Origin of the sequence: Buttiauxella ferragutiae (genome assembly GCF_022637515.1) — a bacterium.
In the GTDB taxonomy this organism is placed as follows: Bacteria; Pseudomonadota; Gammaproteobacteria; order Enterobacterales; family Enterobacteriaceae; genus Buttiauxella; species Buttiauxella ferragutiae.
Window position 1 is genome coordinate 3,951,203 of sequence record NZ_CP093332.1, and the last position, 15,581, is coordinate 3,966,783.

12 protein-coding genes are annotated in these 15,581 nt (G+C 52.8%); 2 read left to right on the forward strand and 10 right to left on the reverse strand.

Annotated features, from left to right (window positions below; all coding sequences use genetic code 11):
• Position 1: 1 nt before the first annotated feature.
• The 4 genes from MNO13_RS18245 to MNO13_RS18260 are packed head-to-tail and all read right to left on the reverse strand — an operon-like array spanning position 2 to position 4,755.
• Complete coding sequence (locus MNO13_RS18245) at positions 2-1,024, reverse strand: DUF2955 domain-containing protein (protein ID WP_241939106.1); 1,023 nt, start codon at positions 1,022-1,024, stop codon at positions 2-4.
• Between the two features lie 11 nt (positions 1,025-1,035).
• Entirely contained in the window at positions 1,036-2,130 is a 1,095-nt protein-coding gene (locus MNO13_RS18250) for an HlyD family secretion protein (protein WP_064548847.1), read from the reverse strand.
• The gene (locus MNO13_RS18255) at positions 2,127-3,650 is read right to left on the reverse strand and encodes an efflux transporter outer membrane subunit (protein ID WP_064548849.1); all 1,524 of its coding nucleotides are present in this window, start codon (positions 3,648-3,650) and stop codon (positions 2,127-2,129) included. Before MNO13_RS18255 ends, MNO13_RS18250 begins: the two co-directional genes overlap by 4 nt.
• Positions 3,640-4,755, reverse strand: coding sequence for an AI-2E family transporter (locus tag MNO13_RS18260; protein ID WP_064549019.1), 1,116 nt, complete (start codon positions 4,753-4,755; stop codon positions 3,640-3,642). The genes MNO13_RS18255 and MNO13_RS18260 overlap by 11 nt, the downstream gene beginning before the upstream one ends.
• A gap of 1,023 nt (positions 4,756-5,778) precedes the next feature.
• On the opposite strand from MNO13_RS18260, the gene yahO reads away from it, so the two are divergent.
• Complete coding sequence (gene yahO, locus MNO13_RS18265; protein ID WP_064549020.1) at positions 5,779-6,057, forward strand: DUF1471 family periplasmic protein YahO; 279 nt, start codon at positions 5,779-5,781, stop codon at positions 6,055-6,057.
• Positions 6,058-6,276: 219 nt separating this feature from the next.
• Positions 6,277-7,737, forward strand: coding sequence for a TrkH family potassium uptake protein (locus MNO13_RS18270; protein WP_064548851.1), 1,461 nt, complete (start codon positions 6,277-6,279; stop codon positions 7,735-7,737).
• Between the two features lie 83 nt (positions 7,738-7,820).
• On the opposite strand, the gene MNO13_RS18275 is transcribed toward MNO13_RS18270, so the two are convergent.
• The 6 genes from MNO13_RS18275 to MNO13_RS18300 form a co-directional block, all read right to left on the reverse strand.
• Positions 7,821-9,209, reverse strand: a complete 1,389-nt coding sequence (locus MNO13_RS18275; RefSeq protein ID WP_121814146.1) for an amidohydrolase family protein — start codon at positions 9,207-9,209, stop codon at positions 7,821-7,823.
• A gap of 15 nt (positions 9,210-9,224) precedes the next feature.
• Positions 9,225-10,175: a carbamate kinase family protein gene (locus MNO13_RS18280; protein WP_064548855.1), complete on the reverse strand. Its 951-nt coding sequence runs from the start codon at positions 10,173-10,175 to the stop codon at positions 9,225-9,227.
• Positions 10,176-10,287: 112 nt separating this feature from the next.
• Positions 10,288-11,826: a hypothetical protein gene (locus MNO13_RS18285; protein WP_064548857.1), complete on the reverse strand. Its 1,539-nt coding sequence runs from the start codon at positions 11,824-11,826 to the stop codon at positions 10,288-10,290.
• 11 nt (positions 11,827-11,837) lie between these two features.
• Positions 11,838-13,250 carry a YlbE family protein gene (locus MNO13_RS18290; protein ID WP_064548859.1) on the reverse strand — a complete coding sequence of 471 codons (1,413 nt, stop codon included), beginning with the start codon at positions 13,248-13,250 and terminating at the stop codon, positions 11,838-11,840.
• Positions 13,247-14,797, reverse strand: coding sequence for an acyl-CoA synthetase FdrA (fdrA, locus tag MNO13_RS18295; RefSeq protein WP_064548861.1), 1,551 nt, complete (start codon positions 14,795-14,797; stop codon positions 13,247-13,249). The genes MNO13_RS18290 and fdrA overlap by 4 nt, the downstream gene beginning before the upstream one ends.
• Complete coding sequence (locus MNO13_RS18300; protein WP_241939107.1) at positions 14,775-15,578, reverse strand: oxamate carbamoyltransferase subunit AllH family protein; 804 nt, start codon at positions 15,576-15,578, stop codon at positions 14,775-14,777. Before MNO13_RS18300 ends, fdrA begins: the two co-directional genes overlap by 23 nt.
• Positions 15,579-15,581: the final 3 nt, after the last annotated feature.

A 15,581-nucleotide genomic window follows, 5' to 3' on the forward strand; every position in this document is an offset into this window, starting at 1 on the left:
ATTAATCTCCAGGGGTGGCTTCCACCGCAGGCCGGCCACTCGGGTGCCAGCGCTCAAGAATCACAACACATGCCCAACCGTAGAGGGCAACCGCAACATACAAAGAACAACGCATGGCCGATGCCAGCCAGACATCTTTGCCGGAAGCGCTATCCTGAATGGCCGGGCCAAACAGGATGAGACAGGTTATCCAGGCGTTACTCCAGAAAGATGGCGTGAACCGGTTAGCCACCAGCCGCACCATGCGGCGTGCAACCCACAGGCTGACCAGCGCCAGCCAAAGCACCAACATCAACAGCGATGGCCAAATACTCAGCCCGAACCACAACACCACCGCCAACACCGCCCCCATCAGAGTCGAAAACACCAACTCTCTCCCCACCTGTTTGGCGGACAGCGTGTTGGTTTGCTGTGCCAGCATCACGGTTTTCATGACTGCCGGGATATAGAAAGCAGGATTGCTCAGGGCCAGAAGCCAGACGGGCATGACAATCAGCACCGCGCGAAAGGCCAACTGGTGCGGCGACTCAGGAGGCAGCACCACTTTCGCAGCCGCAGCCGGAGTGGGATGCGGCGGAAAGAGTGCCAGCGCAAAGCGGTTTACCACGGTGCCAATAATGATGCCCAGCCCCATCATCTGGGCTATGCCAATGGCTAGCGACTGTTCAATCAGACCGGCGATCGGAATGACGGTAAGTGCGGTAGTCAGTAACATTGCCTGCGTGCTTTTGCCCGCCAGCCCCATCAGCATCAGCAGATAAAGCAGCAAGGCGGTGAACAGCAGTGCAGGCATCGGATAGTGCGTCAGCAAAGGCACCATCAATACCCCACCAATCATGGTCGCCATTAGCACCACGCCAACGACAATCCCCTTTTTGATCGGTAACGGTTTGCCCTGGCACAGCACAATCCACGCCATGATGACCCCAAGATGGGGCATCGGTAGCGCCAGCCCATAACAGACCAGCGCCGCAACGGCGGTTCCGCTGCTAATTCTCAGTACCGCGCGATCTCCGTTATGCATGGTGCAGCACCTTAGTAGATATACGAGAAGAGGCTCATAAACCGTATGTAGATGCTACCTAAGAAGCTCATCAGGCCACTGCCATTGGCGTACACCAGCACATCGACTTGCCCACCCACCCGCAAACCTTCAACCGGTGGCAGGTCATCTTTAGAGAAGGCAATCTTCACCGGGAAACGCTGCGCCTGACGCAACCAATCGCGGTTATTGTCGACAGTTGGCAGCACGCCCGCAGGCTGGCTTTGCGCCGCACTAACGCCATAACCGATACTGCGTACCTGCCCTTTGAAGATATGCCCTGGCATACTGTCGAGCAGGATCGCCACTTCAGCACCCGGCTTCACATTGCCAATGTTGTTCTCCGTCATGTCGGCGCTAATCCAGACATCGTTAATCGCCACCAGCGTCATCACTGGTGCACCTGCACCAAGGAACTGGCCGATGTCAGTGCGCAGATCTGTCACCAGACCTGGGTTGGTGGCAATGACTACGGTATTTTTGCGATCCAACTCGGCTTTGCGCACCGCAGAGCGAGCACTCAGAAGTTGTGAGTTGTTTTCACCGGCAATACCTGCGGCTTCAGTGGCACGGCGTAAATCGGCAGCCGCAGCCGCCATCTGGCTACGCGCGGTTTCACGAGTGGCTTGTGCGACTTCAAGACGGCGCACTGAAATCGTGCCGGGGTCTTCGCGGTACAGTCGTTCCTGGCGCTCAGCATCTTTGGCAGCATTCTGATAAGCCGCTGTCGCCGCTTGCAAACCCGCTTTGGCGGCGGCAATCGTTTCATTGTTAGCCTTGACCGAACTGAGCACGGTTTCATAGTCCGAGCGCGCTTTTGCCAGCGCGATGTCGTAAGGCTCAGGATCAAGTTCAAACAGCGGATCGCCTGGTGCCACCCGCTGGTTGTCCTTCACATACACTTTCTGGATCTGGCCGGAAACCTCGGCAGAGATTGGGATCACAAACGCCTGAATTCTGGCCTGCGAGGTATAGGGCGTGAGCCTGTCCGCCGCTAAATACCAGCAAAGCAGTAAAACGATCACGCCGAGCAGAGTGAAGACTCCGCGACGACTGGCTTTTCCCGCCGGGGATGAGGGTTCGGTCATTGCTGTTTACCTTCTTTAGAATCAGTTGCTGCAGGCAGAGGGGCATCAAGCAGAGGAACCCAGTCATCACGCTCACGTAAGTGGGCGTCAGTGGCTGAGTCAACCAATGGACGCTGACGCCCTTTTTCCCAACCGCCACCCAGTGCTTTGTAGAGGGTGATCAGATCACGCATCAGAGCACCCCGGCTGTTCACCAGACGTTCCTGTTGATTGAACAAGGCTCTTTGCGAATCCAGCACGCGCTGGAAGTCGGCCATCCCCTCACGATATTGCGTATTGGCGATATCCAGAGAACGGTTCGCCGCCTCCCCCGTTTGGGTCAGCAACTCGATTTCATCTTTGTCATTGGCATAGGCGACGGCGGCATCGTCAACTTCACGCGCGGCCTGGAATACGGTATCGCGATAGCGTTCGTGCAGTTGCAGGAAGCGGGCATCTTGCACCAGTACCTGGTTGCCCAGCCGCCCCTGGTCCAGCAGGTTCCAGCTGAACGTTGGCCCCGCAGCCCAGGACAGCGTGCTGCTGTCGCCATTACGCCCGTTAATCCCGACACTACCGATAAGCGAAATGGAAGGATAAAGTTCGCTTTCTGCCACACCGATTAGCGCCGACTGCGCAGCCAGTTGATTTTCGGCAACTCGCACATCAGGACGACGGCGTAACAAGTCGGCAGGTAGTTCGGAAACCAGCGCCAGATTGCCTTGCGGCAGCTCGCCAGTGTTGGTCGCCATTTCTGGTAGCGGGCCTGGTTTGCGCGCCAGCAATACGCTCAAGGCGTTCTGGCTTTGACGCAGGCTAGTTTCAAGTTGCGGAATGCTGGAAAGAGTCGACAAGTATTGAGTTTTCGCTTGTTGCACATCCAGCTCGGCACTGTTACCGCTGAGGAATAGCTTTTCGGTAATCTCGAGGCTACGCCGCTGAATTTTGGCGTTGCTCTGCGTGATATCTAACCGCGCTTCAAGCGTACGGATGTTCACATAAATCTGTGCCACCTGTGCGGCCATCAGCACTTGAATGTCATCGTACTGCGCAAGGGTTGCGAAGTAGCTCGCATCGGCAGATTCAACGCCGCGCTGGAACTTACCCCAAAAATCAATTTCCCAGCCCAGGTTGAAACCTGCGCCATAGGTGGTGCTGGAAATGTAGCGGTTATCACGACGCTGGCCGCCAGTAATCACCTCGCCAGTACCAATGGTCGCCTGCGGGCCAAGTAAGCTCTCGGCAATCCCTAGTTGGGCGCGGGATTCTAACAGCCGCAGCCCGGCGATTTTCACGTCAGGGTTCTTGCGTAAAGCTTCGTTAATCAGCGCCGTCAGCGTCGGATCGTTGAGTTGGATCCACCACTGGTCGTAGTTCTGCGAGGATGTCCTGGAAGACATGCCTTTAGTTGTAGGTTGCCATTGGTTCATTTCCGGAACCTGTGGGGTTTTATAATCAGGCCCCAAAACAGTACACGCGGACAAGACCAGGCAGGCGCCCCCTGCTAACAGGGAGCGCCCAAAGCGACAATCATCGAGCATCTGTTCCGCTCACCGCCGCGCCATCTGGACCCTGGTTGACCCAGGCCATAAAGATACGATAACCAATGGACAGCAAGGTCGCACCAACGAACATGCCGAGGATCCCACTGGCTGCCATGCCTCCCAACGCACCCAACAGCACCACTGGCATCGGCGCATCTACACCGCGTCCCAGCAATAATGGTTTGAGCACGTTATCTGCCATACCCGCAATCACCAGCAGCACGGAGAAGATGATATTCATCACCGTACCGTTATCGCCGGTCATCCACATAATGGCGATAGCCGGAGCCGTCACCAGGATGACAGGAACCTGAGCGATACCCAGAATCAGCGCCAGGACAAAGAAGATCCCCACTGCAGGAATACCGGCAATCGCCATCACGACACCTGCCAGCAATGCCTGAATGAAGGCCACACCAATAACCCCCATCGCAACGGCACGAATGGTACTGGTACACAGTTTGGTCAACGCCATGCCGCGGCGTTCATCGGTGATACGCATAGCAATGCGTTCAGCACTCCTTGCACCCGGCGCACCCCAGGCCATCATGATACCGGCCACGATGAAGGAGAAGACAAAACCGATTAACCCACCACCCATGCTAGCCAGCACACCAACAACCTGCTTGGTGATATCCCCTAACTGCGGGCGATAGTTGTTGATAAGGCCAGGTAAATCCGTCGAGGCTTTGCTCCACAATGCGTGAACTTTGCCACCGACCACAGGAATAGAAGCGACGTCAGCGGAAGGTGCCGGGATAACCAGGCTATCGCTGGTGGCTTTATCCACAACGCTACTTACGCTATCACCCAAAGAGCTGACCATGGCAACGGTTGGTGCCACGATCAACAACACGCCCAGTAATACCAGTACCGTTGCAGCCCTGCCTTGTTTTTCCCCCATTCGAGCTGCAAAACGCTGATGCAGCGGATACAGCGTGACCGCCAAAATTAGCGCCCACAGCAACATATTCATGAAAGGTGAAATGATAGTAAAACAGAAGGAACCTAGTGCCAGGATAAGACCGAGCTTGATGAACATATCCAGAAATCTGGCAACCAGTCTTTTCTCGACGACGGTGGATAGTTCGTTATTTTCCATGATGAGGTTATTCCAATTAATAGTGACCACGTAGTTATCCTGGCCGGACACAATAAAGGCAGGCCAGCCGATAACTGGTATTGCAATAAAATAGGTGAGTGTTATTACAGTAATAAGAATCAACTCAATAATGATTGAATTCATTCCACTATTTCCATGATAGAACAATCAGGCATTCTTGCAAAGAATGGAGCAGCAAGGATGAATGAACAGTTTAATATCTAATAACAAAGATAAAAAACCATTCAATATAATCGTATTTTCATTTCCCAGCAGCATTAACAACGAGACTTAAAACAATAATGCAGCGTTAAATCCTGTATGTAACCACTTGTTTAATGGTATGTGTTATGTAAGCAGTTGTAATACTCCCAAATCCGATAAAAATACTACTAAAGAATTAGCCCGATAGCATTTACCGCCCAACATACATAAGCGTTATATGGCATGTAATAGCTAATAAATTTGCCTTAAGGATAGATAAAAAGTGGCATTGAGCAGGCAAACCCAAACAATAGAATTACTTACCTCATTCCATTAGCAGGGTAATTAAAATTACCACCAGTAGCACATAACAATGCAATTTGTTTTTTATTTTTAATTAAACATTAATTATCTGGATTAAAATAAATTTATTATTTAGGAATTTTCATGGTGCCAACAATAAACACTGGCTCGCCAACTCTACAGTAAATCTAATGCACTGCCGCAGGTTGCTGATGAACATATTCTTCTGGAAACTTTAAAAAGTGCATTCTAATGCTGCTGGCGCTCATCCTCCCTATAACTGCTCTTCGCAGGTCGCGTTAGCGCTAGCAACACCCGACAAGACCAGCATAAATGATTGTAGGTTTCTATTTTTACACCAAAATATCCGCTTTTCGGGGTGGCGAAATACGAAATCCTCGACCATAGTCTTAGGGTAGGGATTGCATTTTTTACTCTAAATAGACAACGCTGCAGGCAAACCTGCAACGGGAGCTATCAAGAGTCTATCTACCATTATCAAAGATGAGGTTTTTCATGAAGATAGCTAAGGGTATTTTGGTAGCATTAACTTTGGGTGCAGTATCATTCGGTGCAGTTTCAGCAGAGTTGCTGACGAAAGAAGCTTATAACGACCACAAAGATCAGTATGTGAAAGTCGGGACAATCACCACCAGTGGTGAAATGTCACCGAGCGACGCTAAAGACGAGTTGTCTAAGAAAGCGGATGCTCTGGGCGGCAAGTTCTATGTTGTCACCTCTGCGGACACCGAGAATAAAATTCACGGTACTGCGGACGTGTATAACAAGAAGTAATCACCGCTTCAGCTAATTAAGAATGGGCAACCACCGTGTTGCTCATTCTGTCCCACCCCAGTCCTTCTGCACAATAAACAACCATACGAATGCTCTCGTTAGCCATTCATTTCAAACTTCCGAATCTGCTTTGTCGCCAGATTCCCCCAAAATACCCTATACTTTGCCATCCGTACCTGATTGATATACCTGAATAACACAGGTATTTGGGTTTATCTGATGTATATATCAACCCGTTTTAGAATTGTGATCCACCTCTGCGCTTTTTTGGTGGTGCTCTACAGTTTGACCATGATTCCCCCCATGTTGCTGGCATTGATTGAGAAAGATCGCAGCCTGTTTGGTTTTCTTTATACGTTTATCATCACTTTTACGCTGGGAAGCATTGGCTGGGGATTAACCGGGCGCACAAATATACAGCTCGAAACACGTGATGGATTTATCATCATCGTGTTGTTTTGGCTGCTTTTTTCTCTTATCAGTGCAATGCCGCTATGGCTTGATGACAGCTACAATGTGTCGCTTGCCGATGCCATCTTTGAAGGTGTTTCGGGGATTACCACCACCGGAGCCTCTGTTTTTCACGATGTCTCAAGTTTGCCGAAATCGATTCTCTATTATCGCGCACAGCTCAATTTCGTTGGCGGTTTAGGGGTTATCGTGCTGGCCGTTGCGGTGCTGCCGCTGCTCGGTATTGGGGGGATGAAACTTTATCAGTCCGAAATGCCAGGGCCATTTAAAGAAGAACGCCTCACCCCTCGCCTTGCTGATACCGCGAAAAGCCTGTGGCTGACTTACTTGCTATTGGGCGGTACTTGTACCCTTGCCTTCTGGCTGGCGGGAATGCCTTTATTTGATTCGCTTTGTCACGGCCTTTCTACCGTGTCACTTGGCGGATTCTCGACCCAAACAGACAGTATTGGTTTCTACAACAGCTACGCCATTGAACTGGTTGCTGGCGGGTTTTCGTTACTTTCGGCGATAAACTTTACGCTCTATTTTGTGGCGCTATCCCGCCGCAGCATTACCCCATTTATCAAGAGTGCTGAGCTGCGATTCTTCCTGATGATCGCCAGTATTGTCATTCTGATTATTACCCTGGAAGTGTGGCGAGCAGGTATGTACTCCTTGCCTGCGTCCTTCGTACACGCCTTTTTCCTCACCAGTTCGATGATTACCGACAACGGCCTGGCGACGGCGGATTACGCGTCCTGGCCGGTACACACCATCGTTTTGCTGTTGTCAGCCAGTTTTTTTGGCGGCTGTGTGGGGTCTACCTGCGGTGGGATTAAAGCGCTGCGTTTCCTGGTGCTATTTAAGCAAAGCCGCCATGAAGTCCATCAACTGGCACACCCGCGCGCCATTATGAGTATTCGTGTCGGGAACTCACCGGTGAACGACCGGGTATTGCGCTCGGTCTGGAGCTTTTTCTTCCTTTATGTGGTGTGCACCTGCTTCTTTATTTGGATGCTCAACTTACAGGGATATGACCTGTTAACCTCTTTCGCCACTGTTGCGGCCTGTATTAACAACATGGGATTAGGTTTTGGCGAGACCGCGGCAGGTTTTGGGACGCTAAGCGATAGCGCTAAATATTTGATGTGCGCCGCGATGTTATTGGGCCGACTTGAGATTTACCCGGTGCTGATTTTGTTCTCGAGGACGTTCTGGAGGAGTTAATTATCAGACAGAACGGGCGCTTATCCACCCTACAAACCCCATTCTGGGGTAGGTTGGATAAGCGCCAGCGTCATCCGACAAAATTACACGCTAAGCTCACCCCACACCAAATTGCCTTTATGGAATGTGGCTGTGCGTGGCGAGATACGTGCGACGGCTTCAGCGGAACACGAGGCGTCCACGAGCACGAAGCTGGCTTCATCTTGCGCTTTCGGCCACACGCGTTCGCCCCTGTCGTTTAGCGGCAGCACGTTGCCGGTGGCAATCGCCAGTGAACGGGAAAGATTCACTTCACTCACGCGCATATAGAGCTGTGCATACAGGTTGGCTTTTTCCAGCATGTCGCCCAGGCCATACGGCGACCAGTGGTCGATAACACTGTCAGTGCCGGTCATCACAAACACGCCCTTTTCTTGTAACTTTTTGAGCGGCATGTGCATAGTGCCAATCGGCACCGTTGAAGCGATGGTGATTTGCTGTGCGGCCATGCGCGTGGCAATTGCATCCACTTCTTGTTCGTTCATCACCGCCAGTGCAAACGCATGGCTGATGGTCAGCTTGCCTTTCAGCTCTGGGGTTTTCTCCACCGTTTCCACCATGTATTTCACCGCCGCAATGCCCGCAGGGCTGGTTTCATGCAGGTGAATATCAACGCCTTTTTTGTAGTCGATGGCTATCTGGAACATGGTATCTAACGATTTTTCCATCGCGCCGTCGACGTTGGTCGGGTCAAGCCCACCAACGTAGTGCGCGCCCGCTTGCATTGCGTCACGCATCAGTTGAACGGAGTTGGAATGCAGCAAACCGTGCTGCGGAAACGCAACGATTTCACAGCTAAAACCCGCTTTGCGACGCTCCAGAACCGCTTGCAGATTCTCCAGGTTCTTTAACCCGGAAACCGGCTCGACGTTGCAATGGCTACGCGCAATGGTCGAGCCTTTCGACTGAATCAAATCAATCAGCTTTTCTGCCCGTTCCTGAGTGACCGGTTGCAGTTCCGGCAGCAGTTTTTGCTCAAGGGCAATCATATCGAGGATGGTGGTGCCCGCCGGGCGGTTATGCACACGCCACGGGCCGCCGTAAAAGGTCTTATCAAGGTGGATGTGCATGTCGCGCATCGCAGGCAGCAGCAATTTTCCCGAAGCATCATAGTGCGCAAGCGTGGCGTCCGGATGTTGTTTATTTGCGAGCAATGCCGCAATAACGCCGTCTTTGATTTCGAGTGTTTTTAGCTCAGTTTCGGTGCCCACCACATTCTGCCCGTCGCGGCGGAACCCGGCTTCCAGCAGAACGTTGTCGAGGTAATAGTGCGATTCTTTAATGGCGCTCATGCGATTGCCCGTCTCACAGGTTGTGGATGCTGGTTTTGCAGCATACGCCATGGAGCCCGTCGCGCCAAAGAGTGCGCAGGCGGCGGCAACTTTGCCGCTGCTGCTTAAAAATTCACGACGACTTTTTTCTGCATTATTCATCGAATTCTCCCGCTATTAAGCATTAACAATATGAGTCCCGGTTTCGCCACGCAGAGCTGCGGGTAATTTTTCAGGAGTGGTGATAATCACCCGTTTGCCGCCATTGCGCAGGAACGCCAGGCTTGCGGTAATTTTCGGTAGCATACTTCCCGGAGGGAAATGCCCTTCTTCGCTAAAACGCGCCATCTGCTCAACCGTCACTTCGTCTAATGCACGCTGTTCCGGTTTGCCGAAGTGAATGCACACTTTCGCAACACCGGTGGTGATGACTAAGATGTCAGCCTTCACTTCGCGTGCCAGTAGAGCCGTAGAGAGATCTTTGTCGATGACTGCATCCACGCTCTGGTAATCGCCCTGTGCGGTGCGAATCACCGGAATACCGCCGCCGCCCGCACCAATCACCACAAACCCTTGTTTAATCAGCGCACTGATGGCATCCGCTTCGACAATGCGCAGCGGTTCAGGTGACGCCACCACGCGACGGTATCCGCGCCCGGAATCCTCCACAAATTGCCAGTCAGGATGCGCAACTTTCAGCGCTTCGCACTGCGGTTCGCTAAAGAACGCGCCAATTGGTTTGGTTGGATGAGTGAAATTAGGATCATTGGGATCGACTTCCACCTGAGTGATCACGGTGACCGCTTTCTTGTCGCCGTGTTTCCCCAACTGGTTATTCAACGCTTGCTGAATCAAATAGCCGATGCCGCCTTGGGTATCCGCCACGCAGTTAGCCAGCGGCGTGAGCGGCAAGCCTTCTTTCTCATGGGCAATCTCTGCGCGGCGCAGATCCAGCCCCACCTGCGGGCCATTGCCGTGGGTCAGCACAATATCGTAGTCCGATGAGAGCATTTCCAGCACGGTTTGCGCGACTTCTTTGACGGCGATTTGCTGATGTTCAACCGACTGGCTGGCATTGTCTTTGATGATGCTGTTGCCGCCAATCGCCACTACCACGAGTTGTTTCATTATTTTTATCCTTTAGGGTACGGACGCCCTCACCCCGGCCCTCTCCCCCTGGAGAGGGAGAAAACCGGACAATTCCCTCTCCAGGGGGAGAGGGCTAGGGTGAGGGGGAGTATTAAACGGAAGTCGCAACCTCAGACGCCGCTTCACGCCTGTCCAGCACATGCTTCACCACAAACATTGCGCCCATCATCAAATATGCGGTGACAAACATCAGCGAACTGCCCTGTGCAAAGCCGACAATCGGTGCGTGAATCACACCAAACAACGCCAGCAATGCGCCGACGGCTGCCGCAATTGCGCCGCGTAACGGCTTGTTGATAATGGCGAAGATAGCCACGCAACCCCACAACATACTGGCGAGCGGTGCGCCGTTGCCCAAATGTACCAGGCCTTGATAAAACACGCCTTTATGCGCCAGGGTCTCAAAGCCGATTTTTGCCGCCGACGTCCCTGCCGCCGCCATCACGCTATTCACCATGGTCAGCGCCCAGTTGGCTATCCACGGGAACAGGCAGATGAAGATAACCGGCACCTCTATTTTCGGCGTTTCGCGCACCACCTGGTTGGCCGTCACTACACCGATAAACACCAGAATCGGTACAATCGCGGTCATCGGAATAATGGCGAGCATGAACGCGCCGAGGCCAAACAACGGCACGATAAACATCGTCACACCGGACGCCAGCGTATAGCCAATGCTCGCACCCATCGCTTTCCAGCCAGCATGGCCGACGTATACCGTGACCGGGAACGGATTCCCCATCAGGCAGCCAAGCGTGGAGGCCAGGCCGTTGGTCAGCATCACTTTGCGGGTGTTATATTCATCACCTGCCGCGTGGGCGCTCTCGATGTTTTCCAGGTCAAAAATGTAGTTCGCCAGCCCCAACGGAACCGCCGACGCCAGATAAGGCAACGCGTGCGGCAATCCTTGCAGGAAGCTATCAACATGAATCGACGGTGGGTTAAAGCCGAATGATGACATCGATGCTTTGATGGCTTCCGGACTTTGCAGGCCAGAAACCCACGCCAGCGCAGTACCAGCAATCAGCAGTAATAAACCCGTTGGAATGCGGGCAAAAATCGGTTTTTTGCCAAACCAGTTGATGAAGATAAGCAGCAGTACGATGAAGGAAACCGTTGGCGCTTCAAATGCCTGCAGCATTGGGTTCATGGCCAGCAGCAACAAACCTAAGCCCGACAAACACGACAGCAGCACGGTACGCGGGATCATCTTGCGGATGGTTTCGCCGAGGAACGAACCGCCCACCAGAATCATCGCTTCAACAAAGCACCACACCAGGCCAATCTGAATGGCAAATTCGGCATCGCCGGTTTGCTGATAGACCGGCATCAGCACCAAAAATGTCACGGTAAAAATCGACGGCGCACTTGGCCCGGAAGGCAGCGCGGTCACGTCTTTACGCCCTGTCTCCTTCGCCAGTTGCAAACCAAACCACGCATAACACACGCTGGCGACTAGTACCGCCATCCCGAAGGCTGGCGCAATACGCCCATAAACAATTTCAGTAGGAATACCGACGACAAAAATCAGTAACCCCATCATGGTCAGCAAGTTGGTCAGGTTGTTGGTCATTAACCCGAAGTAAGCTGCCCAGTCACCACGTTTCCACTCCAGCTTTATGCTTTTCATCGCTGTTTCCCTCAGAAAGAGTAACGCTCGCTAAAGGCGAGCAGAGCCTTCTCAAAACATTCAAACGGCGGATGCACAATCCCGGCGCCAATCATGCCAATACCCGCGTCTTTGTGGGCAATGGCGGTGTTGATCACCGGCAGAATGCCGCTGTCGCCCACCCGCGTAATATCAATGGCAGTCGGGATACCCATAAACGACAACAACGGGATCGTGACATTAGGGTTTTCACCGAGCGTTATCTCGCGCATCTGGCGCGAGAAATCGATGGCTTCATCCACCGTGCCACCCACCAGTGCAACAATGGCCGGAGCCGTTGCCATAGCAAATCCACCAATGCCGTAGGTTTCAGTAATTGCGCTGTCGCCAATATCGAGGCCAGAATCGGCAGGCTTATAACCGGCAAACATCGGGCCGATCACTTGCTGTGCCGGGCCGGTAAACCAGTGCCCAGGCAGGCCGCTGACGCGCAGGCCAAACTCAAAACCGTTACGCGCCATGGTGGTGACCACGGTGCTGTATTCGATGCCGTGTGCCGCGTCCATTGCCGCCTTGCACATCGCCATCCACGTAGGGCCGGAGAAGTAGTCACTGCTGGCGACAAAATCGAACACCTCTTTTTGCTGCGTCACAGTGAAGTTGGTTTGAATAATCCACGGCGTCAGCGCCTGAATCAGCAACGTGGTGCCCGCGTTGTTGCGGTTGTGGCACTCGTCGCCCATATGCAGCGCTTGCGCCAGCATCAAACGCAGGTCGATTTCACCGGCGAGCTTCATCGCATCACGCAGCATTGGGCCAAGTACATCGCGCATCCAGTTCAGACGGTCGATTACGCTCTGGTCGTTGGCCCCCATGCGCAAGATCTTCGCCATCTGCTCGCTGAGGTTGGTATACGCGCGATTGCCGTAAGTTTTGTTCTCAACGACGTGCATAAACATTGAGGCAGACGTCACGCCCGCCATCGAGCCCACGCAGTCGTGTTCGTGGCAAGGCGAGAAGATGATTTCACCGGAAGCGGCGAGTGTCGCGGCTTCATCGAGGTTTGCCGCCAGCCCTTCAAATACCAGTGCGCCAGTAACCGCGCCTTTCATCGCGCCACACATATCTTCCCAGGCGACAGGCGGCCCGGCGTGCAAAATGGTGTTGCGTGTCATGCCGGGAACAACGTTAATCGCCTGGTCATAACCGACCAAAACAGGCTGCGACTGAATAATGCGTTCAACGGCCAGCTTGTTGGCCGCCGCTACTTTTTCCGCAAGCCCTGGCGCGGCAATAGCATCCAGCGCCTTCACCACGGCGAGATTGCCCTGCCCCGGCGGTGTCCAGTCCAGTTGCGTGACGGGGACGTTCTGCTTTTTCAAATCGTCGCTAAACATCGCAATGCCGACGTTAATCACGTTCAGCGGTTGGTTGAACAGACTCATTGTGCTTTCTCCTTGCAGACAAACTCACGCGCCAGCAGACCGGTGTTGGTGCTGCTGCTTGCCCAGATAACACCTGCATCGGTCAGCATCTGGCACTGCTGTGCAAGCGAAGGGGTATCTAAATCGGTGCCCAGCACGTAGCCGAGAATTTCCAGATGCCGCCCGTCGCGTGCGGCAATGGCTTTCGCTTCTTTGATTGCATCGAGCATCACGCCGACCGGGTTTTCATGCGAGCCGTAACCGAGCACGAAATCCATCGCAATCACGCCCACCTGCGGGTCACGCGCTTCCTGCAACAGGCGGCTGATGCGGTTGGTTGGGTCAATCATCGGGTGCGGTTTGCCGTTGGTGAAATCGTCATCGCCGAAATCGAGGAAGGTGTGAGCAACGCTGACATTCACGTCTTTAAGGCGATATTCCGGGTTGGGCTGAATATTGCTGTAAACGTCCGGGTATTTTTCCAGTGCCGCGAACATCGCTTCGTCGCACAAGGTGCCGCCGCAGAACAGCGCACGAATGTATTTCTGCTCGGGCTTCAGGCGTGCGCGCACTTCTTCAATCAGCGGCCAGTTGAGCGGATGTAAATCGAGTGACTCTTTTTTGATACCGGTCAGCAGAACGGCTTTCAGCGCCGCCTCTTTGGTGGCGCGAGCAAACTGTAAACCGGGTTCATCTTCACGGGCGTCTTTGGTGCCAAGGAAGCAGACCACTACTGGCTTGCGGCACGCTTTCGCCCGCTCCAGCACTTTACGCGCCACGGATTCAGCAGGCGGCTTAGAAACCAGCACAATCACTTCCGTTTGCGTGTCATCTTCCAGCATCCCTATCGCATCGAGCATCATGATGCCGCCGATTTTCTCGCTTAAGTCACGCCCGCCGGTGCCAATAAGCTGGGAAACACCGCCGCCAAACTCATGAATACGCACGCTTAATTCCTGGCTGCCGGTACCAGATGCGCCAACAATACCAATCGAGCCACGGCGCACCGCGTTGCCAAAGCACAACGCCGCGCCATTGATAATCGCCGTACCGCAATCCGGCCCCATCATCAGCAGACCTTTGCTATGAGCGAGTTGTTTCAGTGCCAGTTCGTCATCTAAAGAAACGTTATCGGAAAACAGCATCACGTTGAGATTGTTTTCCAGTGCCTGGCGCGCTTCACGGGCGGCAAATGCACCGTTGACGGAAATTACCGCGAGGTTACTTTCAGGGACGTTGTTATGTGCGCTGGCAATCGTGGCATAGCGTGCTTCGTGACGAGAACCGCCGCTGTCTTTGCGGGTGAACAACTCTTCGATGGCTTCAAGCGTGGCAACGTTCGCCGCATCGCTCGCCCCTTTGATAACGATCATCAGGTCGCCATTTTTGGCCTGTTCCAGTTCATCATTTAACAAGCCGAGGTTTTTCAGCACCCCTTTGTTCATCTCGGTGGCCATCGCTACAAACGCCTGTTCAACCCCGTCAAGCTGGTTAGCTTTGGTTGAAATAGACATCAGTGAGACAGAATCAAAATAGGTATTCTTTTTAATCACAATCCTGGTTGACATGATTTCCTCCGTCAGGTCGGGTCATCGCGAAGGCGTCCGCCATGCCGCAAAGCATGTCGCATCCTGAACTTGACCCTATTTTTTTAATTTCATTAATAAACTGCTGAATAGGTTTTTGCTCACCATTAATTACGTGATAAAGAAACTCGTGAATACTTTCACGGAAACGTTGTTCAATGGCTTCGCGCAGCGTAATAACACTGAGCAATGTTGTTTTATTTTTTCTTCGTGCTAATACAGAAATAAATAGCGCGCGATAATGTTGCGCCGGATGCCCGTCAATAAATAACACCGCACTTAACCCCGCGAGATAATCATCTCCGGACGGCGTCAACCCAACTCCCAACCCCAGCAATGCGGTCATTTCATTTTCAATCGCGGAACAGTTTCCTTCCTGTAGCGCTAAAATAAGTTTCGCCCGATGCAATTGCAGTAAACGGCTCATTTCCTGATAAAAAATATTATCGCTGCGAAAATAAAATAACGACGAACTGTGTTTCACACTGGCCTGGATGATTTGTGCAACAGTTTGCCAGTCTATTTCCTGTATTCGTTGTGGGTTTAAATAAAGTGCATCGGGTTGCCAGCGTGTGCAGCGTGATAAATCGATGCGTTTATCGTCGCCAATATCAATGCCACTACGGTGAAAATTGACCCGTTCACCGGGCTGGAAGAAAGGCTGGCAATGCTTAAGTGCTAAACGGCAGCTGTTTGGCGCGTTATCACAATCGATGCTCAACAAGGTGAACATCTGTTGCTGTTCTGGGAAGTGAATATTCACCGC

Excerpts from the sequence above, each read along its gene's own strand:
- MNO13_RS18250 (WP_064548847.1), bottom strand. The coding sequence starts at position 2,130 with ATGACCGAACCCTCATCCCCGGCGGGAAAAGCCAGTCGTCGCGGAGTC.
- fdrA (WP_064548861.1), bottom strand. The coding sequence starts at position 14,797 with ATGTCAACCAGGATTGTGATTAAAAAGAATACCTATTTTGATTCTGTC.
- MNO13_RS18260 (WP_064549019.1), bottom strand. The coding sequence starts at position 4,755 with ATGGAAAATAACGAACTATCCACCGTCGTCGAGAAAAGACTGGTTGCC.
- MNO13_RS18285 (WP_064548857.1), bottom strand. The coding sequence starts at position 11,826 with ATGAAAAGCATAAAGCTGGAGTGGAAACGTGGTGACTGGGCAGCTTAC.
- MNO13_RS18280 (WP_064548855.1), bottom strand. The coding sequence starts at position 10,175 with ATGAAACAACTCGTGGTAGTGGCGATTGGCGGCAACAGCATCATCAAA.
- MNO13_RS18255 (WP_064548849.1), bottom strand. The coding sequence starts at position 3,650 with ATGCTCGATGATTGTCGCTTTGGGCGCTCCCTGTTAGCAGGGGGCGCC.
- MNO13_RS18245 (WP_241939106.1), bottom strand. The coding sequence starts at position 1,024 with ATGCATAACGGAGATCGCGCGGTACTGAGAATTAGCAGCGGAACCGCC.
- MNO13_RS18270 (WP_064548851.1), top strand. The coding sequence starts at position 6,277 with ATGTATATATCAACCCGTTTTAGAATTGTGATCCACCTCTGCGCTTTT.
- yahO (WP_064549020.1), top strand. The coding sequence starts at position 5,779 with ATGAAGATAGCTAAGGGTATTTTGGTAGCATTAACTTTGGGTGCAGTA.
- MNO13_RS18290 (WP_064548859.1), bottom strand. The coding sequence starts at position 13,250 with ATGAGTCTGTTCAACCAACCGCTGAACGTGATTAACGTCGGCATTGCG.
- MNO13_RS18275 (WP_121814146.1), bottom strand. The coding sequence starts at position 9,209 with ATGAATAATGCAGAAAAAAGTCGTCGTGAATTTTTAAGCAGCAGCGGC.